Below are 20,886 nucleotides of genomic sequence, written 5' to 3'. Positions count from 1 at the left end.
TTTCTTTGACGACACGCACTATCCGTCCTGGTCGCCCCGTGCGCCGGACTAGCTCACTAAAAGGGTTACTCTTCTTTTTCCTCATCGGCATTCTCTTGTTCTTTTGGCTTCGTGAGGAACCGAAGACAGTTTTATCCCCACCGGCTCCTTATACAGCTGAGCGCTATGAGAAAGGTACAATCAACGAACAAGACTTCCAAACGTTCGCCGAGGCAAAGGAGTATGCGGGTCAGCGTGGTGCTGTCAAGCGTTCATCGGACGACCGCTACGTCTATCTCGGTGGACAAGGTACCGGGATCGTCGATGATCGCGGTATTCTGTCGATTCATCATGACGCCGATTTAAAGAAACGGCTTACCTATGTCGCTTCCGGCACACGCGTCCAATTGCTTCAGTTCGGTGAACAGACGAGTCGCGTCAGCGTCGCAGGCGCAACTGGTTATGTTCCAACGGATCGCTTACGTCCGTTCCCGGCAGAACGTGTCTCGAATCCGTCGTACTATCAGACGAAGGGAAATCGACTCCTTCACTACATCGTTGCTGACGGTGGACTTGGTGGATTGATTGTCGCTGGTGAAGCGACGAACGCGACGTCTCGGACGAGCAAATACGTCGAATCGAAGACACTGACACGTGATTTGACGAAACCGACGCGCCTGAGTGCCAAACAACTCGATGCGTTCATCAAGGAGCAAGCGCCGGACAGCCCTTTGGTCGGGAAAGGAAAAGTCTTTAAGTCCGTTGAAAAGAAATACCGGGTCAACGCAGCCTACCTGCTTGCACACGCCATCCACGAATCCGACTATGGACGGTCTGAGATTGCCCGCGAAAAAAATAATCTATTCGGCGTCAATGCGACGGATTCTGCCCCGGGAGAAGATGCGACTGCTTATAAATCCTTGACGGATTCAATCGAGCAGACCGGCCGATTCATCGCAAAAGATTATCTCGATCGGGATGGACGTTATTTCCGTGGGGCGTACCTCGGGAACAAACAAAAAGGAATGAATGTCTTTTACGCGTCAGACCCCTTCTGGAGTGAAAAAATCGCTGGTATCCTAGTGAAAATGAACGCCTTCTAAATCCGAGATATGATACACTATAGGGCGAGACAACAATCATTGAGGAGTGAACACGTCATGGAAAAAGTTTTAGTATTTGGTCATAAAAATCCTGATACCGATACGATCACATCGGCAATCGCTTATGCAGAATTAAAGAAAGCGCTCGGTGTCAATGCCGAAGCAATCCGTCTTGGTGAGATGAATGATGAAACGTTATTCGCGCTCGATACGTTCAAAGTTTCAGCACCACGTCTAGTGACAGAAGTCGCGACAGAAGCGTCACACGTCATCTTAGTCGACCACAACGAACGTCAGCAAAGTGCGAACGATATCGACGCTGTTACGGTAACAGAAGTCATCGACCATCACCGAATCGCAAACTTCGAGACATCGGATCCTGTCTATTACCGGGCAGAACCAGTCGGTTGTACAGCAACGATCCTTAACAAGCTCTACAAAGAGCATGGTGTTGCAATCAAACCAGAAATCGCTGGTCTGATGCTATCAGCGATCATTTCTGACTCGCTTCTGTTCAAATCACCGACTTGCACAGAGCAAGATATCATCGCAGCTCGTGAACTCGCAGAAATCGCTGGTGTCGATGCGAACGTCTACGGTCTTGAGATGCTCAAAGCTGGAGCTGATCTCTCGAAAAAATCCGTTCCTGAATTGATCTCACTTGATGCAAAAGAATTCACGATGGGAACACTCAAAGTCGAAATCGCTCAAGTCAACACGGTCGATACAGCTGAAGTCTTGCTTCGCCAAGAAGAACTCGAAACAGCGATCAACGAAGTCATCCTTGCAAAAGGACTTGATCTGTTCGTCTTCATCGTCACGGATATCTTGACGAACAACTCTGTCGGACTCGTCCTCGGGAAAGAAGCGAATCTCGTCGAACGTGCTTACGGTCTTGAAGCGACGAACAACCTCGTCTACCTCGAAGGTGTCGTTTCACGTAAGAAACAAGTCGTTCCTGTCTTAACAGATACAGCTCTTGCAACACAATAAGTCAGAAAAAGAAGGAGTTCGCTCCTTCTTTTTTGAATAAAGAATATGAATGGCTGTTCATTCATTACATAAAGGAGGAAGCAATATGACACAAACGATCATGGTGACGGGTGGAACGAACGGAATGGGGAAAGCGATGGCGCTCGCCTTAAAGGAAGCCGGCTGGAACGTCGTCGTCACAGGACGTGACGCAGAACGCTTGCGACTGATGGATGAAGCATTGGAACAGATTCAAGGCGAGCATCTGACGATTCAGATGGATGTCCGTGACGCGGACGCTTGTCTTGCTGCTGTCAAGCAAGCACGCGAACGGTTCGGTCGTCTCGAGGCATTGATCAACAATGCTGCCGGGAACTTCATCTGTCCGACCGACGAATTATCGCCGAATGGATGGAAGACGGTCATCGATATCGTCCTCAACGGGACATTTAACTGCTGTCACGCTCTTGTCAAGGGTTGGCAGGAAGATCAAGTCGCTGGCGGTCAAATCGTCAATATCGTCGCTTCTTATGCATGGCAGGCCGGTGCTGGTGTCGCTCCGAGTGCTGCTGCAAAAGCCGGCGTGCTGAACTTGACGCGGACGCTTGCCGTCGAATGGGGCTATAAATATCAAGCCCGTGTCAACGCGATCAGTCCGGGACCGATCGAACGAACGGGTGGTGCCGACAAACTCGCTTTATCACCAGAACACGCGGAACGAATTCGCCGCAACGTCCCACTCGGTCGATTCGGAACACCGGAAGAGATCGCGACTCTCGCAACCTGGATGGTATCAGATCAAGCCCGCTACTTGAACGGAGAATGCATCGCTCTTGACGGTGGTCATTGGTTAAATAAACAACCATTCTGATGATTGAGATTTAATCACTTAAGAAGTCGTTCTCCACAAAGATAAGAATGACGCGTTTCACGCCACTCCTACAGGAAAAAGCGCATTTTTGCGCTGTCAGAGACGAACAAGATCTGCTTTCCTGCTTGAATGAAGCAGGAAAACTAGCTTGTGTCTCGCCTGAGGAAAGAGCGTGAAAAGACGCGGCATTCTTTTTTGGAGTCAGCCCCTTACATTCGTCTCGAATTATTTTTCTTTCTTTTCGCTATGTTTATGAATTATATAGAACAGGTAGAAAGTACAAGAAGGAGGCGATCATATGTGGGGTGCGTTCGGTTGGGGTGCGTTAGCAGGTGGCGCCGTTGTCATTGGCGCCTTGTTTGGACTGTACTTACCCTTAAAACAACGACTGATCGGTTACATCATGTCGTTTGGAACAGGAATCTTGATTGGAGCAGCGACATTTGAGTTGCTCGATGAGGCATTAAAGAAATCAACAACGTTCGTCGTCGCGATTTCCTTTATCGTCGGGGCACTTGTCTTTACGGGCTTTGACTTGTTCGTCTCGTCACGCGGCGCGAGTAAACGGAAACGCTCGTCTGGTGGGAATGAAGGCACGGGGACGGCGATTTTCTTTGGGACGATTCTTGATGCCATCCCAGAATCAATCATGATCGGTGCCAGTCTGTTATCTGGAAATGTCAGCGCGGCACTCGTCGCGGCAATTTTCGTCAGTAACATCCCGGAAGGTTTATCGAGTACGACGGGGTTACGAAAAGATGGCTTTTCGAAGAAAAAAGTCTTGCTGATGTGGGGAGTCGTCTGGTTAATCTCCGCCCTCGCCTCACTCGCCGGCTATACGGTTCTCGCAGAACTACCAGACATGCAGTTCGCCATGATCGGTGGCTTCGCAAGTGGTGGGATCATCGCGATGCTCGCTTCGACGATGATGCCGGAAGCTCACGAGGAAGGCGGCGCGATCGTTGGTCTGTTCGCAGCACTTGGGTTAATTACTGCCATCATCCTTAGTTAAATACAACATAAGGCGCGTTGTCTGGGAAACGAACCGGACAACACGCCTTATGTGTTAAACAATTTAAAACTCACCTGTTCCTCCCGCAACCCCCTCCCATTCCTCCTTAAAACGAGCCACGAACTCTTCCATGTAGCGATGCCGTTCCTCCGCTAAATGATGGGCCGTCTTCGTATTCATTAAATCTTTTAGTCGGAACAACTTTTCTTCAAAATGATTCAGGGCACTTGTCTCGCCTGTTCGATCACCCGGCTTTCGTGGTGTTAGTCCTGGCACATGCATTGGCTCCCCGAACCGACCAGCGAACTGAAACGTTCGCGCAATCCCGATTGCGCCGATCGCATCGAGACGGTCGGCGTCTTGGACGACTTGTCCTTCGATCGTTCGCATTGGTGGACGTGTGCCATCTTTATAGGACAGGCTCGTGATAATGTTTAAAATCTGTTCCTGTTCCTCCTCTGTCACCTTTCCTTGCAAAAAGGTGGCGACCGTCTCTGCCGTTCCCCCGAGTTTGCTATCTGCTACGTCATGAAGTAAGGCTGCTAATTCGATGATCCGGGTATTCCCGCCTTCCTGTTTTGCAATATGTAACGCTAAACGGCGAACTCGTTCAATGTGAGCATAATCATGACCTGAAAAGTCCGTCGCATGAAACGACCGGACGAAGATTTCCGTTTCTTGAATCATTGTCGACCCCTCCATTCCGGTTCAAGTAATCCATACAGTAACATGTCATGCCGCTCTCCGTCTCGTCGTAAAAAAGCACGGTATCTTCCTTCCTGCACGAACCCAAGTCGCTCGTATAATTTAATTGCACGCAAATTATAATCAAAGACCGTCAATTGAATCCGGTACAGATTCAGCTCCAAGAAGGCGTATTCGAGGATCGTCTGTAGCGCATCCGTCGCATACCCTTGCCCTTCACAATCCGGATCGATGCCGATCATCAACCACGCCGTTCCATGTGTCGGTAAAATATCTTCTAATGCAACGACTCCAATCATCCGTTCATCTTCAAAGTTCCGAATCGCAAATCGAAACGTCTCCGGTGCATCCGTCGCCATCATCTTTTCAATCTTATCCATGGATAAATGACGATATGGCGTCGCACTAAAATGACGGGCGAATGTCGCATCGTCAAGCAATCGTTGCATCACTTCGGTATCTTCCGGTTGAAAACGTGTCAGACGAGTAAGATGACCTTCCAGCAGTTTTTTCATTCTTATCCCCCTCTATATTAAAAATCGAAAAACGCTAACCCCTTTTCAGAGTTAGCGTACGGTGATCATAAAACTTTTTCGAGGAATTTTTTCGCTCGGTCCGTCTTCGGATTGTCGAAGAGTTCGACTGGTGAACCTTCTTCCATTAAAATTCCTTCATCGAGGAACAAGACACGATCGGCGACTTCTTTTGCGAAGCCCATCTCATGCGTCACGATGACCATCGTCATTCCACTCTCAGCAAGCTGCTTCATGACGTCAAGCACTTCGTTGACCATCTCTGGGTCAAGGGCTGATGTCGGTTCATCGAACAGCATGACATTCGGTTCCATCGCAAGTGCGCGGGCGATCGCGACCCGTTGTTTTTGTCCACCTGACAACTGATTCGGGTAATTATCGCGTTTTTCCGCTAGACCGACACGTTCCAGTAACGTCTCCGCTCGTTTAATCGCCTCGTCCTTTGAAATCCCGAGGACGTTGATTGGTGCGTACGTCAGATTATCAAGGACAGACTTATGCGGGAACAAGTTGAACTGTTGGAAAACCATGCCGATGTTCTGACGTGCTTTCGAGATGTTCGCCTTTGGTTTTGTCAGTTCAAAACCATCGACGATGATCGTCCCACTCGTTGGTTGTTCAAGTAAATTGATACACCGTAGAAATGTTGATTTACCAGATCCCGACGGCCCGATGACAGCGACGACTTCACCGCGTGTAACCGTCGTCGAGATACCTTTTAATACTTCTAATTTTCCGAACTGCTTATGCAAATCGGTGACTTGGATCATAGGTTCCATCTGATTACCCACTCTTTCTCATAGCTTTTTCGACTTGTTGGCCTATCAAGCTCAATCCCATGACAAGAACAAAATATACGAATCCGGCAAACAATAACGGTTCGAAATAGATTGCCTTTTCTCCTCCGACGATTTGCGCCCGGCGCATGACATCAAGCACGCCGACCGTCGAGACAAGCGCCGACTCCTTCGTCAACGTGATCAATTCGTTCATGATCGCTGGGAGGATATTTTTAAAGGCTTGCGGCAAAATGATCGAACGCAGTTGTTTGAAATACGAAATACCGAGCGCGTCTGCTGCTTCCCATTGTCCACGATCAACAGCCTGAATCCCTGCCCGAATGATTTCCGAAATATACGCTCCGGAGTTCAAAGAGAAGGCGATGATTGCTGATTGGTATCCTGTCGTGACATATCCAGTTAGTTGCGGTAATCCGAAGTGAACGATTGCCAGTTGCAAAATCAGTGGTGTACCCCGGAAAATCGCTGTATAAGCATGACCGATAAAACGGAGGATTCGACTTTTTGTGATTTTTAGTGCCGCGACGACGATTCCGATCAGCATCCCGGCAATGGCTGCTACGATGACGACTTGGAAGAGGACCGGAATGCCCTCGAGAATATATGGAATTGAATCTTGAATCTTTGTAAAGTCTATCATAATCAATCTCCTAACGTCGCACAAAAGGGATGAGGTTACCCCCACCCCCATGCACTTGACTTATTTTGCTTCTTTTTGGAACCACTCTTCTGCTAATTTATCGATTTCACCACTGTCGATCATTTTCTTCAGCTCTTTGTTGAAATCGTCACGCATCTTATCCCCTTTTTTGAAGGCGATTGCTGAACCAGCTGGACCATCTTCTTTAATCTGGTACGTTTTCAGGGAGGCATCTTGATCCATGTATTTGACGGCGACTGCATCCTCGATAATGAGGGCATCGATCCGACCTGTATTCAATTCTTGAATGATTTCTGGAATTTTGTTCAATGGAACCGTTTCACTGTCTTTAAAGCGGTCTTTCGCGAGTCCCTCTTGAATCGAACCAAGCTGGACACCGATTTTTTTACCTTTGAGTTCATCTTCTGAACTGATCGCTTTATCCTTCGTCATGACTAAGTTTTTCGATTCGAAGTAAATGTCCGTGAAGTCAGCATTTTTCTTCCGTTCTTCCGTTGGTGTCATGCCCGCCATGACGAAATCCACACGACCTGAGCTAAGCGCACCAAGTAGACTACCGAATTCCATATCTTCGATTTTTAATTTATATCCAAGATTTTTCGTAACTTCTTTGGCGATCGCAACGTCGAAGCCGACGATGTCTTCTCCTTTTTTCGTATCGATGTATTCAAATGGGAAGTAATCCGCTGATGTTCCCATCGTTAATACTTTATCATCCTTACTTGATCCACCTGTTGATTCTTCCGACGCGCCACATGCTGCCATTGTGACTGCCAGAATGCCTGCCATTGCCGTTGCTAATAATTTTTTCATTCGAGTTTTCCCCTTCCAACGCTCAATTGTCAGAACTTTAACAATAGTATGACTTATGTGTATGTCCAATTCAATACCGAAAAGCCTGACCTGTTCTATTGCTTTTAGGATATACGAATATTTATTCACTGTAAAGCATAAATATATAAATTTTTTTGACTTTCTATTCATAAATCATGCATAAATGACTGTTTATACAATTTTGCAAACGTTTTCAAATTTAAAATTTATTATTTTAGTCTTATGAATACACAAAAAAAGACTCCTTTTTCAGGAGTCTTCTTCGTTTAGGCGTAGATTTCAATTAATGATTCAAGTTTCTCGACGACTTCTTCCGCCGTGAACGATTCGATGTCGAAGCGCTCGACCATCGAGAGGATGTTTCCATCTTGCATTAACGCAAATGATGGAGATGAAGGTGGATAACCTTCGAAATATTCACGCGCACGGTCTGTCGCTTCGCGATCTTGTCCAGCGAATACCGTGACGAAATGATCGGGCTTGATGCCCTCTTTCCGATTGACGTACGCTGCTGCAGGACGGGCGATCCCGCCAGCACATCCACAAACAGAATTGACAAGGACAAGTGTCAGACCTTCCCGTTTCATTGCTTCATCCACGCTCTCTGGCGTCGTTAATTCTTCAAATCCAGCAGCTTGCGCTTCTTTGCGGGCTGTTTGGACGACATCTTCAAAATACATTTGGAAATCCATCGTATTGCCTCCTTTGATTCGTTCTCCTTCTTATTGTACGAGTTTCGGTGAAATCTGTCCAAGTCTGCCGCTTAATTCATTTTCTAAAAATGGTCGTGCCTGCAACAGATCACGGAACGCGATGTACCGGTCGATTTTTTCTTCCGTTGGTCGCTTGTTTTGTTTGTACGCACGGATCAAGATGTTCTTCGGTGTGTGCTCAAGATCGATGAATTCAAGCAATTGCGCTTCATATCCTACAAGCGTCAATAACTCGGCACGAATCGAGTCCGTCGCAAGTGATGCGAATTTTTCTTTGATCAGTCCGTGCTGGAGCATGACATCAAGCGGAGCGCAGTCCAATTGACGATTCAGCTCCTTTTGACAACACGGTACACTTAGGATGACTGATGCATTCCAGTCGACAGCTCGTGCGAGTGCGACGTCCGTCGCGACATCACAAGCGTGAAGCGTCACCATCAGGTCGACTTCCGTCTCCCCTGTATAATCATGAACGTCCCCGACGCGGAATGTCAGATCGGTATAATCCAGATCACGTGCAATTTGCGTACATTCTTCGATAACTTCTTTCTTTAAATCAAGACCTGTCACTTCAAGGTCGAATCCTTTGACGACTTTTAAATAATGGTAGAGAGCGAACGTCAAATACGATTTCCCGCAACCAAAGTCTAAAATCCGCAGTTTTTTTCCTGTTGGTAAGGCGGCGATGCTATCCTCGACGAATTCAAGGAAACGATTGATTTGCTTGAACTTATCGTACTTCTGTTTTTTGACTTGCCCCGCTTCCGTCATCACACCTAGACGAATCAGAAACGGAACCGGTACACCGTCTTCTAATAGATAGGTTTTTTTTCGGTCATGCGACAAGAGTGCTTTCATCGGTTCCTTTTGGGATGTCTTGATCGCGACTTTCATCTTTTTCGAGAGCTGGAACTGCCATTCTTCTTCTTCGAAACGGAAGAGGAATTGCCGGAATTCCGTGAACCAGTCATCGAGTCGACCGATGAAATCCTCCACTAAAATATTTTCATGCTTCATGACGCGTTCAAATTGAAACTCAACCTGCATCATCACCGTATCTCTTAATAGAATCGGTTTTACCTTGATTCGTCGGAGATCATTGGATTTTTGGCGCGGATTGCTCATCGTTGCATGGATCAGTACTCCTTGCGTGATTTTCGAAGCAAGGCTCGCTTTTAATTCATGTAGTTCCACTAGTCGTCCCGTCCTTTTCTAATGTTCTTTCGAAACTGTAGCAAATTCGTACCTGTTCGACAAGTTTACACGCTTCATCATTCGTACGTAATTAAAAGGAGGAATGCATCATGTTCAAAAAAATTCTCTCACAAATCGGAATCGGTGCTGCAACGGTCGACACACGGTTGACGGATGATCGCTGTGAACCAGGCGGTCAAATCCACGGTGTCGTCCATATCAAAGGTGGAAACGTCGATCAAGAAATTGACCGGATTTATCTTGAATTCAACACGCAGTACAAACAAGAAGTCAATGATAGTACGACGTTTACGACCTTTACGCTCGACCGGTTTGCCTTAAATGAAGCGAAGTTCACGATCGAAGCGGGTGTCGAGCGGGAAATTCCATTCACATTACGTGTGCCACTAAATACGCCACTCTCCGTCAGCCAATCGAAATCATGGATCGAGACCGGACTTGACATCGCACAATCCGTTGATCCGTCGGACCGTGACGCTGTCATCGTCGAAGCAAACCGTTACCAAACGACGGTCTTAGATGCCATGGAGTCACTTGGCTTCCGGTTAAAGAAAGCCGATACAGAAAAATTACCTGGACGATTCCGTAAAGATTTACCGATTGCTCAGGAACTTGAATACTCAGCACGCAATACACACTACGCTCATAAACTGGATGAGATCGAAATCATCATGCTCCAAGACAGCTCAGGGATTGATTTAATCGTCCAAGTCGATCGTCGTGCGCATAGTCTCGGATCATTGTTCAGTGAAATGGCTGGAGCGGATGAGTCGATGATCAAACTACGCCTATCCAATAGTGAACTGCAGGATCAGTCATTTGTCGAACGCCAGCTGACAAACATCGTGGAGCGCTATAGCTGATCGATCGAATGACTAAAAAGTGATTCCTCTTTAAGGGGAGTCATTTTTTTGTTCAAATCGGAATGCACAAAAACATTATTAAAACTTATTTGCTAATGTAATCGTTTTCAAATAAAATATTGTTTTAAAACAAGCACCTTGCTATACTGTCCGTATTGAAAAGAATTCCAGTCGTGGTTTGACTAGAGGAGGATGTACATCATGAAAAGGATCGGGCAATTCACGTTAACAGCAGGACTCGCAGCAGTACTCGTTTCAAGTAGTTTGCCTGTCATGGCAGAGGCAGGATCTTCAGCAGATCGGATCAGTCAAAAAATCGACACGATGACGCTCGAACAAAAAATTGGACAGATGATCATGCCGGACTTCCGGCAGTGGAATGGCAGTAACCATACGTCGCTTGCTCCGGAAGTCGCGAACATCATCGACCGCTATGATTTAGGTGGCGTCATTTTGTTTGCTGAGAACGTCAGTGAAACCGAACAGACGACAAAACTCGTTCATGATCTGCAAGAAGTCGTCAAACAAGATGACAGCAACGATATTCCGCTCTTTGTCACGATCGACCAAGAAGGTGGCATCGTCACTCGGCTCGGAACAGGAACGAACTTACCCGGCAATATGGCGTTAGGTGCGACCCGTAATAGCACGTATGCCAATGATGCCGGTCATATCATCGGTTCCGAACTGCATGCGCTCGGCATCAATGTCAACTTCGGTCCGGTTCTTGACGTCAACAGTAACCCTGGAAATCCCGTCATCGGTGTTCGCTCGTTCTCAAGTGACCCGGAGCTCGTCGGAACGCTCGGTTCTGCTTTGATGAAAAGAATTCAAACTGAAGGCGTCGCAGCGACCGCGAAACACTTCCCAGGTCACGGCGATACCGCGACCGATTCCCATTATGGCTTGCCAGTTGTCGACCGGTCTCTGGAGGAGCTGGAACAAGTCGAGCTCGTCCCGTTCAAGCGAGCCATCGCCGAAGACATCGATATGATCATGACAGGACACATCGGAATGCCGCAAATCGAGTCTGAAGTCGTCACGTCAAAAAACGGCACTTTCCCTTTACCTGCGACATTGTCGGATGACGTCATCACGGGCGTACTGCGCGAAAAACTCGGCTACGACGGCATCGTCATCACGGATGCATTGAATATGCAGGCGATCGCCGACAATTTTACGGAATCAGAAGCCGTTCTGAAAACATTTGACGCCGGTGTCGACATCGCGCTCATGCCAACGATTCTTCGTTCCGAGCAGGATGTCACAAAACTCGACCAGATTTTCAAGGACGTGATTGCGGCAGTCAAAGACGGACGTCTGTCAGAGGAACGGATTGATCAATCGGTCGAGCGGATCCTGACGCTGAAGGCAGAACGCGGAATATGGAATGGCACGACGGATACGACATCCTTAGCAGATAAACTCGCGCAAGCGAACCAAATCGTCGGTAGTCCCGAACATAAAGTAAAAGAACGCGCGATGACGGAAGCCGCGGTCACACTCGTGAAAAATGATCAACGGACGTTACCCTTCAAGCCGAAAAAAAATGCAAATGTTCTTGTGATTGCCCCTGCGACGGATCAAACGGACAGTATGAAAAAGACGATTGCTTCCCTGTCTAAGAACCGGAACTGGCACGTAACGACAGCGAATTACTCGGCTACTACGCTACCGCTCGACCAAAACCCGACACTACGGGCACAACTCGATGCAGCAGATTACATCATCGTCGGTTCAAACGTCAATACGAGTGCCAAACTACTGCCTACTGCACCAGAACAAGCGATTCCGGCTTCAATCTTCCGGTATGCGAAACAAACAGATATACCATCCGTCTTGCTTAGCCTCCGCAATCCATACGATGTCGCCGTTCAACCGGACGCACCGGCACACGTCCTCGTCTATGGTTTTAAAGGGGATCCGAACGGACCGGACTCCGAAGCAGGCAATCTGAAATCAGCGGGACCAAATCTTCCTGCCGGTATTCGAGCCATCTTCGGAACGCTCAAACCGCAAGGCACCTTACCAGTTGATGTGCCGGTCTTTCAGAACGGTATCTTTACCGATCAACTGCATCTCGAATTCGGTGACGGCTTTAAAAATTGGAAAAAATGAGAACATGATACACCAAAAGACCGAGACTCCTTTAAAGGATGCCTCGGTCTTTTAATAATTGATATGAAGATTCAGTTTCTGCTTTCGCACGCTCGTAGACACGATGAAGTGAATAAGTCAACGAAGCATAGAGGACGACGACCAGGACAGTTGCGATAGTTCTCCCCGTTGTAAAACCAAACTGAAGCAACACCTGAAAATTCTGAATCGTAGCATATGTGCCGTACACCGCCATCAATATGGGAATGATGTACCCAACAAATCTAACTTTCACTTTTCCGAGCACCTGTTGCACGACATATGCCGCGAGGATCACGAGTGCGATGACTATGATTTCCATTCCAATCCCTACTTTCACTAGATGGTATTCCTAATTCTACCATCTACTGGTTTAAGAAGATACCGGGCGAGCTGGAATCGTCTCGTAAATCGACGTAAACGTCTCTTCCGTCCATCCCATATGCCAAAACAGCAACTCATAATAACAGCTCGTCACGAAATGCCGTTTCATCCGCTCTCGTTCAGTCGGGCTTGCTTGTTCCGCCAACGCATCAAGCCGCGCAATCTGTTCAAAGACGACCTTTTCGAACCATTCCGAACTATATGTGTCAATCCATTGCTGATAGATTTTTTCATCCGGTGTACACGTCAATAATTGTTGTCCAACTTCATAATACAACCAGTAACATGGCAAGATGGCAGCAATCGTCTCACCAAGCGTCCCTTCACTCGCATGATGCATGTGTGAGACGTAAGCATATGCCGTTGGTGCCGGTTCAAATGCTTCAAGGTCTGCTTCCGTGATACCGAGCGGCTCGAAAAATGATTGATGCAAGCTCAGTTCTGCCCCATATGTCGAAGTCGCGTGCTCGGCAAGTGTCGCGATCGTCGCAAAGTCATCTGCTTTTGACGCTGCCTTCGCTTGAATCTTCGCAAAGTGTTTTAAGTAATACGCATCCTGCATGACATAATGTCGAAATTTCGAGAGCGGTAACGTTCCCTCGCCGATTCCTTGAACGAATGGGTGCGTAAAACTACTGTCCCAATACGCTTGTGCTGCTTGTTTGATTTCTTGTGTGAATGTCATGATCTCATCCTCCTCGTTTTTATGAAACGAAAAAAACACCACCCCGAAACACACGGGCATGGCGCAAGAAGAACAAGACTTGACGCCACTTCCCTCCGTAAGTACGAACTTAATCAGGTTCAAAGGGTCCGAACGTCTTCGTTCGTCTCAGTCGGCCTACCGACTCCCCTAGTGGTCATTATTCGATTCAAATCCACTATAGCATGCTGAAAGTGGAAGTCAAGTTGTCCTCTTTTCGCTATACTATGGAGTGTCAGAAGGCGGATATCGTCTCCATCTACAGACCGATTCCGAACTTCTTTCGTTCTCGTACACTAATTTTAGTACCTGATACTATAATTCATTCTGTTACTTACAATTGGAGGATTTCATTATGCATACACCAACAAAAATCATGGCGTCAGCCGTTATTGCTTCTGCTTTATTACTTCCGACAGCCGCATCCGCCGAGCAGGTCGTCGATAAGACGATCGTCACTCTCGGTGAGTCACTCGGCGCAAAAGATAAGGCTTGGGTGCTTTCACGTCTCAATGCACCGGAAGGTATCACACCGATCATCGCAACCTCTGCAGACGAAGAAAAATACCTCGGGAAAAACATCCCCCAGTCACAAAAGGGCGGCAACATGTATTCATCCGCTAAGATCGAATTGACGGAAAAAGGTGACGGACTTTCCGTTGCGACGGAAAACATCACGTGGGTGACGAAGGATATGTATTTGAACGCTCTCGTCACGGCAGGTGTCAAAGATGCCGACATCACGATCACTTCTCCTTATAAAGTGACTGGAACATCGGCACTGACAGGAATCATGAAAGCCTATGATCAAACTTCGGCTGAGACCGGAATCAAGCTGAGTGACGAACGGAAAGATTTAGCACAGCAAGAATTATCGGTCACATCAGACGTCGGGAAGACAGTCGGGACAGATAAAGTCGCTGATTTGATGAATGAGATCAAGGCCGAAATCGCGAATCAAAAACCGGAAACAAAAGTCGAGATCGAAAACCTGATCGTCCAAGTCATTCAAAACAACAACATCCAACTGTCTGATGCACAGATGGATCGGTTGACGAATCTATTCAATCAAATGGAGCAAGCGAACATCAACTGGGGGCAAATCGAGAGTGGACTGAAAAATGCTGGTCAAGACATCCATGCGTTTGCAACGTCCGAGGAGACAAAAGGATTCTTCGCTAAATTATTTGATGGTCTGAGTGACTTCTTCAGTTCGATTGCTGGTGTGTTCAAATAATTCAGACTTCCTCAATTAACAAGATAATGGTAAACTGGTTGTATCTGAAACGAAAGGTGGTGTGAAATGATGGACTTTGCTGCGTGCAAACATTGGTTAATGGAACAATTGTATCTGTTGCGCGCGATTTTTCATGGAATGGCGTTCTAAGGCACCCGTCTGCCCTTTTTTAGAACTTCATGATTGAAAAATACAGCAAAGCGCATCTTTCACACACTAGGGAGAGTGCTATTTGCGCTCTCCCTTTTTTTAATGCGCGCGAAAGGATCAACTTATTATGATGATTTGCGACATTCAACATCTGACAAAACAATTCGGAGGCGAAACGATTTTAACGGACGTTTCCCTCTTCTTAAACGAACACGATCGTGTCGGTCTGATTGGACGAAACGGGAGTGGTAAAACGACATTACTCCGCTTACTTGCTCGCCTTGACCAACCGGACGGTGGCGTCATCTATCAAAAGAACGGTTTGACGATTGGCTACTTGGAACAACTTCCCACTTATGCCGAGACAATGACCGGACTCGACGTCCTTTGGACGGCGTTTGAAGAGATCCTCGCAATCCGTTCTCGGATGCAACAGTTGGAGCTTTTGATGGCGACAGCGCCAGATGATCTGGATGCACTACTCGTTCGATATGCGGAAGCGACAAATGCATTCGAACAAAAAGATGGCTATCTACTCGACTCGAAGATCGAGCGCATGGTGAACGGATTACATTTACGTCCGTTACTCACTCGCCCTTTCCATCAGTTGAGCGGCGGTGAGCAAACGAAGATTTGCCTCGGTCGCATGTTGCTGATGGAACCACACCTCCTAATCCTTGATGAGCCGACGAACCATCTTGATTTAGCTGCCGTTGAATGGTTAGAACAATTCTTACGGGACTACACTGGAACTATCCTGCTCGTCTCTCACGACCGGGTCTTCTTAGACGCCGTCGTCACCTCGATCGTCGAGCTTGAAGATGGTGAACTGACCTCCTACCTAGGGAACTACAGCGCGTTCGTCGTCGAACGAGAACGTCGCTTGATGGAACAGTTCCACGCCTATCAGGAACAACAGAAAAAAATCAAGAAGATGAAGGAAGCGATTCGTCGACTACGGCAGTGGGCAAACGAAGCATCTCCACCGAGTGAGAAATTATTCCGTAAAGCAAAATCGATGGAGCGGGCACTCGAGCGAATCGAACGGATCAAACGACCGCAACTCGAAGCCAAAACCGCTGATGTCTCTTTTTCTTCTACCGATCATACGAGTCAAGTCGTCTTTCGCGCTGAAGAGCTCTCTTTCGCTTACGATTCCCGTCGCATTTTCGATGTTGTCTCGTTCGAAATCATGGCTCAAGATCGGGTTGCAATCGTCGGAACGAATGGGAGCGGGAAATCGACGTTGCTCGCACTGTTGCTTGATGAATTGTCACCAGACGCAGGCACGCTCACGCGTGGACCATCGAACTGGATCGGTTACTTGTCCCAGCATGCCCATTTCGAGGAGGATGCTCGCTTAATCGACTGGTTTAGAGACCGCATTGCCGTTCCAGAAGCGGAAGCCCGCCATATTCTTGCCCGGTTCCTGTTTTTTGGACCGACTGTCTTTCGGTCTATTTTGTCACTAAGCGGAGGAGAACGTGTTCGATTGCAGCTTGCCGTACTCGTTCATTCGTCGATCAACGTTTTGATTCTCGATGAGCCGACGAATCATCTAGATATTGAATCAAGAGAGACGCTTGAAGAAGCACTCGAGAATTTTTCTGGTACATTGATCGCCGTCTCACACGACCGCTATTTCTTGAATCGTCTTTTTTCAAAAATCATTTGGCTTGACCATCAAATTACTTTGTATACTGGAAACTATGCTTACGCAGTGGAGAAACGACATGCCAGTCATGACACACCACCTCAGATAAATCATGAGAAGAAATCGAAAATTTCAAAGCGTTCGAAAGCACCTGCGAAAGAACAGTCCATTGAACAGCAAATAGAAGAGCTGGAACTTCAAGTCGTACATCTTGATGCCGTTCTTTCTCATGTATCCGCGGAAGAAGAATGGATGACGGTCGAGATGGAAAAAGAAGCATTGTTACGAAAAATTGAAGGTTTGTATGAACGTTTAATTTTAGAAACTTGAACTAAAATGATTAGTCCTTCTTTGACTCGGGAAAATAGGAACAGATACGTCAAAGGAGGAATTCATCTTGTCTCAAGCTATGTTGATCATCAACCCGTCTTCTGGTAAAGAACTCGGAAAAAAACACGCGACGCTCGCTGAAGAGACGCTTGCTACTCGCTTTCAAACCGTCGACGTTCGATTCACGGAAAAAGAACACGATGCAACGGAATTCGCACGTCATGCCGCCCAGTCTAATTACGACGCCGTCATCGCCATGGGTGGTGATGGAACGGTCAATGAAGTCATTACTGGAATTGCCGAGCAACCACATCGTCCAACACTTGGGATCGTACCGCTTGGGACGGTCAATGATTTATCACGCGCGTTACACATCCCGACGGACCCCGAAGAGGCGATTCAGATATTAGCTGATGCCCCTGCCCGCCCGCTTGATATCGGTAAATATGATGATCATTACTTCATGAACGTCATTGCGGTTGGTCTGATTGCGGAAGCCGTCGAAGAAGTGAGCATCGAACAGAAAACGTCACTTGGATCGGTCGCTTATTTCATTGAAGGTCTGAAAGCCTTTAAGGATCATAGTCCTTATCCAATCGAAATCAACTCTGCCGAAAAACAATTTGATGGAGAAGCCCACTTGTTAATCATCGCCTTGACGAATTCCGTTGGTGGATTCGAATCGTTTGCGGAAGAAGCAAAAGTCGACGATGGATTACTCCATGGATTCATCATTACGAAGCTCGGATTCTTTGATGCGCTTCAAGCATTACCTAAACTCATCACGGGTGGGTTATCAAAAGCGGATCAAATCGAACACTTCACGACGACACGTGTCGAGATTCGTTCGAAAGAAGAGTTACCAATCAATGCCGATGGTGATACGGCAGGTCATGTTCCTGTGACTGTCGAGGTACTCCCTCAACATCTCACTGTATATTCACCATTCTCTGCTGACTAACGTTATACGAGTAAAAAAAGAAATCGACGATTTGTCGGTTTCTTTTTTACTTTAAAATCCATTACAATATATGTTAACAAAGCGTAATTTTGAAATATATTTGAAATATTTTTGTGTTATTGACGATGCTATAATCATCTCAGGCGAAAAATCATTCTTTAAAATAAATAAATATACATAAAATCTTACAATTTTGTAATGATCAGTTCTGGCGCTTCAGATTTTTAAGGAGGAAATACACTTAATGAAACGTTTGCTTACAACAATGACAATGACAGCTTTGGTAGTTTCAGGTTTTGCTACAACGAGTGCTTCGAAAGTTGAGGCCGCAACGACATATAAAGTAAAAGTCATGGCAGACGGACTACGCGTCCGGACAGGTCCATCAACGGCTTATAAAATCGTCGGTAGCGTCAATACAGGACAGACATTCAATTATCTCGGTGTTTCTGGTTCATGGACAAAAATTTCATACGGCGGCGCATCACGCTACGTTTCTTCTACATATGTTAAAAAGTACAGTACGACGACTTCAACAAAAGCAACGACTGGTTTTTCGCGTCCAGCAAGCGGTCCGATCACACAAGGATACGGTGCGGCAAGCGGTGTTTATGGTTACACGTTCCACAATGGTATTGATATCGGTGCTCCGACGGGTACACCCATCTATGCTTCAGCTGCTGGAAAGGTCATCACGTCTCGTTACTACGGTGCATACGGTAATCATGTCATGATGACGCATACGGTTAACGGCATCCAGTACACGACAGTTTACGCACATATGAACAGCCGTGCTGTTTCTGTTGGACAAACGATTGCTAAAGGAACAAAAATCGGGACAGTCGGCGCGACAGGAAATGCCTTTGGTGCTCACTTGCATTTTGAAATGCACCGCGGCTCTTACGTCTACAGTGGAACGTCTGCAGCAAACAGCGTTAATCCACTCAATTACTTCAACTGAATCAGATTCGCCGGACTTCTCATCTTGAGAAGTCCGGTTTTTTGTTTCAGATGAAATCTTCTGACAGGAGTGGTACGGTATATTCATGGCTCTCATGCATATAGGAGGCGAATCATATGAAACGAACCATTCCCTTGATTCTATCGGCATCTTTCGGCGTGACTCTGCTTGCCGGTTGCCAAGATCAACCGACACCTGAAGAACGTCTTGATGCCTATATCAAACTTTGGGAGAAACAGGACTACGATAAAATGTATACGTACGCGAGTACAGCTACTAAAAAAGAATACGGTAAAAAAGAATTCATCGAGCGAACGAAACAATTGTCGAAATCACTTGATATTCAAAAGTTATCCGTCGAACGAAAGAAAGCGGAGGAAGCAACGCATGACGAAAAAGCGTCCCTTCCCGTGCGGATTTCCTTTGATACGGTTGCAGGAACCGTTGCCTACGATAAACAAGTTCCACTGACATTTGAGAAACAAGGAGAGACCGAAAACTGGTTCATCGACTGGGATACTTCTTTTGTCCTAAAGGATTTTAAAAAGGATGACAAAGTCCAGCTACAAACCGTTGAAGGCAAACGTGGTGATTTACTCGATTCGAATGAGAAACCGCTCGCAACCTCTGGAAAAGGATTTGCTGTCGGCGCGACAGCCGGACAATTAAAAGACATCGAGAAAGTTGCCGAATTGCTCGACCGCCCGACCTCTTCAGTCGAAGATTCCTTAAAGGCAAGTTGGGTCAAAGATGGACAGTTCGTTCCGCTCAAAACGATGACCGACGAAGCAATGGTTGAAAAATTGCGTGACATTCCTGGAATCAGTGTCCAAGAAACGGAAGTCCGAACGTATCCACTTGGTAAAGCAACCTCTCATTTGATTGGATATATCGGTTCAGCGACAGCAGACGAGATTAAACAATCAAAAAATCAAATCCAAGCTGGCGAGCAAGTCGGGAAACGTGGACTTGAACAAGTACTCGATGAGCGCTTACGTGGTAAAGCCGGTGCGACAATCACTTTACAGAAAAAAGACGGCTCAAACGTTACTGTTGCCGAAACGAAACCGACGGATGGCGAAGATATTGCGTTGACAATTGATGCCACTCTTCAAAAAAAGACTTATGAAACGATGCAGGATGATCCCGGAACAGCATCAGCGATTGATCCGCGGACCGGCGAGACCCGTGTCTTACTCAGCTCTCCTGGCTTTGACCCTTCTGAATTCATGTCAGGAATCTCACAAGCACGACTCGATGAACTGACGCAGGACCCGGACCAGCCATTATTGAACCGATTCACAAGTGCCTTCGCACCCGGTTCGACTCAAAAACCATTGACGGCTGCTGTCGGATTAAAGAGCGAAACGCTCGACCCGGAAAAAGCCTACACAATCAATGGGCTGAAAAATAAGATCGATGGTTTTAACGTCACCCGCATTCATGAGACACCGGCCCCGGTCAATCTGCATAATGCGCTCGTCTATTCCGACAACATCTATTTCGCCCGTTCGACACTCGAACAAGTCGGAACGAAAGCATTTACGTCTGGTCTTGAAGCGCTCGGATACGGTGAAAAGCTACCGTTCACGTATCCATTACGTGCCTCACAGATCTCAAACGACGGCACGATTTCTTCTGATGGACAGCTGATGGACACGTCTTACGGACAAGGTCAGATGTTGACGAATATTCTACACTTAGCATCGATGTATGAAATTTTCCTGACGGATGGAACAATCTATCGTCCGACACTCTTACAAGAGGAAAAAACGAAGCAAGTCTTTAAGAAGGATTTACTCGACGCAGACGACGCGAAGATGATCCGCGATGATTTGTATGATGTCGTTCATAACGGTTATACGCTTCCGGCTGATATCAAAGAAGTCGATGTTGCCGGTAAGACAGGTACGGCAGAATTGAAAAAGGCAGGCGAAACCGACGGCAAAGAGAATGGCTTCTTCGTTGGATACGACAACGACAAAAAAGATCTTCTCGTTGCCATCATGATCGAGTCAGTCGAAAAAGAAGATCGTGGCAGTCCGTACGTGTCGGGACTTGTCGCCGAAGTACTCAAACAAAATCGATGATCGGAGTGATCGCTTCTTG

General features: G+C 46.8%; 20 protein-coding genes and 1 riboswitch. Of the genes, 11 read left to right on the top strand and 9 right to left on the bottom strand.

What is annotated here, in order from left to right:
• Window positions 1–5 precede the first annotated feature (5 nt).
• The 4 genes from Q7C19_RS01495 (at window position 6) to Q7C19_RS01480 (ending at window position 3,937) form a co-directional block, all read left to right on the top strand.
• Complete coding sequence (locus Q7C19_RS01495; RefSeq protein WP_035409023.1) at window positions 6–1,082, top strand: N-acetylglucosaminidase; 1,077 nt, start codon at window positions 6–8, stop codon at window positions 1,080–1,082.
• 57 nt (window positions 1,083–1,139) lie between these two features.
• Window positions 1,140–2,075, top strand: a complete 936-nt coding sequence (locus Q7C19_RS01490) for a manganese-dependent inorganic pyrophosphatase (protein ID WP_023467624.1) — start codon at window positions 1,140–1,142, stop codon at window positions 2,073–2,075.
• Between the two features lie 85 nt (window positions 2,076–2,160).
• Complete coding sequence (gene fadH, locus Q7C19_RS01485; protein WP_214855146.1) at window positions 2,161–2,925, top strand: 2,4-dienoyl-CoA reductase; 765 nt, start codon at window positions 2,161–2,163, stop codon at window positions 2,923–2,925.
• A gap of 298 nt (window positions 2,926–3,223) precedes the next feature.
• On the top strand, window positions 3,224–3,937 hold the full coding sequence (locus Q7C19_RS01480; RefSeq protein ID WP_035409029.1) for a ZIP family metal transporter: 714 nt from the start codon (window positions 3,224–3,226) through the stop codon (window positions 3,935–3,937).
• 63 nt (window positions 3,938–4,000) lie between these two features.
• Here the strand turns inward: Q7C19_RS01480 and Q7C19_RS01475 are convergent, their stop codons facing one another.
• The 7 genes from Q7C19_RS01475 to Q7C19_RS01445 all read right to left on the bottom strand — a co-directional run bounded on the left by Q7C19_RS01475 (window position 4,001) and on the right by Q7C19_RS01445 (window position 9,377).
• The gene (locus Q7C19_RS01475) at window positions 4,001–4,639 is read right to left on the bottom strand and encodes an HD domain-containing protein (protein ID WP_375091452.1); all 639 of its coding nucleotides are present in this window, start codon (window positions 4,637–4,639) and stop codon (window positions 4,001–4,003) included.
• Window positions 4,621–5,157 (bottom strand): GNAT family N-acetyltransferase, encoded by a 537-nt coding sequence (locus Q7C19_RS01470; RefSeq protein ID WP_375091451.1) that lies wholly within the window; start codon window positions 5,155–5,157, stop codon window positions 4,621–4,623. Before Q7C19_RS01470 ends, Q7C19_RS01475 begins: the two co-directional genes overlap by 19 nt.
• Before the next feature lie 65 nt (window positions 5,158–5,222).
• Window positions 5,223–5,945, bottom strand: coding sequence for an amino acid ABC transporter ATP-binding protein (locus tag Q7C19_RS01465; protein WP_035409728.1), 723 nt, complete (start codon window positions 5,943–5,945; stop codon window positions 5,223–5,225).
• A gap of 13 nt (window positions 5,946–5,958) precedes the next feature.
• Window positions 5,959–6,618: an amino acid ABC transporter permease gene (locus Q7C19_RS01460; protein WP_035409731.1), complete on the bottom strand. Its 660-nt coding sequence runs from the start codon at window positions 6,616–6,618 to the stop codon at window positions 5,959–5,961.
• A 57-nt stretch (window positions 6,619–6,675) separates the two neighbouring features.
• Window positions 6,676–7,449 carry a transporter substrate-binding domain-containing protein gene (locus Q7C19_RS01455; RefSeq protein ID WP_035409033.1) on the bottom strand — a complete coding sequence of 258 codons (774 nt, stop codon included), beginning with the start codon at window positions 7,447–7,449 and terminating at the stop codon, window positions 6,676–6,678.
• 287 nt (window positions 7,450–7,736) lie between these two features.
• Complete coding sequence (locus Q7C19_RS01450) at window positions 7,737–8,162, bottom strand: BrxA/BrxB family bacilliredoxin (protein WP_023467616.1); 426 nt, start codon at window positions 8,160–8,162, stop codon at window positions 7,737–7,739.
• 30 nt (window positions 8,163–8,192) lie between these two features.
• Window positions 8,193–9,377 (bottom strand): class I SAM-dependent methyltransferase, encoded by a 1,185-nt coding sequence (locus tag Q7C19_RS01445; RefSeq protein WP_056060286.1) that lies wholly within the window; start codon window positions 9,375–9,377, stop codon window positions 8,193–8,195.
• A 110-nt stretch (window positions 9,378–9,487) separates the two neighbouring features.
• Between Q7C19_RS01445 and Q7C19_RS01440 the strand changes: the two genes are divergently transcribed.
• Window positions 9,488–10,261 carry a sporulation protein gene (locus tag Q7C19_RS01440; RefSeq protein WP_035409037.1) on the top strand — a complete coding sequence of 258 codons (774 nt, stop codon included), beginning with the start codon at window positions 9,488–9,490 and terminating at the stop codon, window positions 10,259–10,261.
• A gap of 201 nt (window positions 10,262–10,462) precedes the next feature.
• Window positions 10,463–12,379: a glycoside hydrolase family 3 protein gene (locus tag Q7C19_RS01435; protein ID WP_375091450.1), complete on the top strand. Its 1,917-nt coding sequence runs from the start codon at window positions 10,463–10,465 to the stop codon at window positions 12,377–12,379.
• Window positions 12,380–12,410: 31 nt separating this feature from the next.
• Here the strand turns inward: Q7C19_RS01435 and Q7C19_RS01430 are convergent, their stop codons facing one another.
• Window positions 12,411–12,719 (bottom strand): hypothetical protein, encoded by a 309-nt coding sequence (locus tag Q7C19_RS01430; protein ID WP_290749002.1) that lies wholly within the window; start codon window positions 12,717–12,719, stop codon window positions 12,411–12,413.
• A gap of 51 nt (window positions 12,720–12,770) precedes the next feature.
• Window positions 12,771–13,466 (bottom strand): thiaminase II, encoded by a 696-nt coding sequence (tenA, locus tag Q7C19_RS01425; protein ID WP_375091449.1) that lies wholly within the window; start codon window positions 13,464–13,466, stop codon window positions 12,771–12,773.
• A gap of 73 nt (window positions 13,467–13,539) precedes the next feature.
• Window positions 13,540–13,646: riboswitch (TPP riboswitch) on the bottom strand.
• Window positions 13,647–13,839: 193 nt separating this feature from the next.
• Between tenA and Q7C19_RS01420 the strand changes: the two genes are divergently transcribed.
• From Q7C19_RS01420 to Q7C19_RS01400, 5 genes are all read left to right on the top strand, one after another.
• Complete coding sequence (locus Q7C19_RS01420; protein ID WP_214855133.1) at window positions 13,840–14,721, top strand: DUF1002 domain-containing protein; 882 nt, start codon at window positions 13,840–13,842, stop codon at window positions 14,719–14,721.
• 277 nt (window positions 14,722–14,998) lie between these two features.
• Complete coding sequence (gene abc-f, locus Q7C19_RS01415; RefSeq protein ID WP_375091448.1) at window positions 14,999–16,855, top strand: ribosomal protection-like ABC-F family protein; 1,857 nt, start codon at window positions 14,999–15,001, stop codon at window positions 16,853–16,855.
• 67 nt (window positions 16,856–16,922) lie between these two features.
• Complete coding sequence (locus Q7C19_RS01410; protein WP_035409044.1) at window positions 16,923–17,816, top strand: diacylglycerol/lipid kinase family protein; 894 nt, start codon at window positions 16,923–16,925, stop codon at window positions 17,814–17,816.
• A 244-nt stretch (window positions 17,817–18,060) separates the two neighbouring features.
• Window positions 18,061–18,777, top strand: a complete 717-nt coding sequence (locus tag Q7C19_RS01405; protein WP_035409046.1) for a peptidoglycan DD-metalloendopeptidase family protein — start codon at window positions 18,061–18,063, stop codon at window positions 18,775–18,777.
• A gap of 116 nt (window positions 18,778–18,893) precedes the next feature.
• A complete protein-coding gene (locus Q7C19_RS01400; RefSeq protein ID WP_375091447.1) occupies window positions 18,894–20,867 on the top strand; it encodes a penicillin-binding transpeptidase domain-containing protein in 1,974 nt (657 codons plus the stop codon).
• Window positions 20,868–20,886 lie beyond the last annotated feature (19 nt).

The organism is Exiguobacterium sp. PHA03, from assembly GCF_041945985.1.
Classification (GTDB): domain Bacteria; phylum Bacillota; class Bacilli; order Exiguobacteriales; family Exiguobacteriaceae; genus Exiguobacterium_A.
Note: the sequence above shows the minus strand (reverse complement) of the source record. Positions and strands in the feature narration are given on the sequence as shown.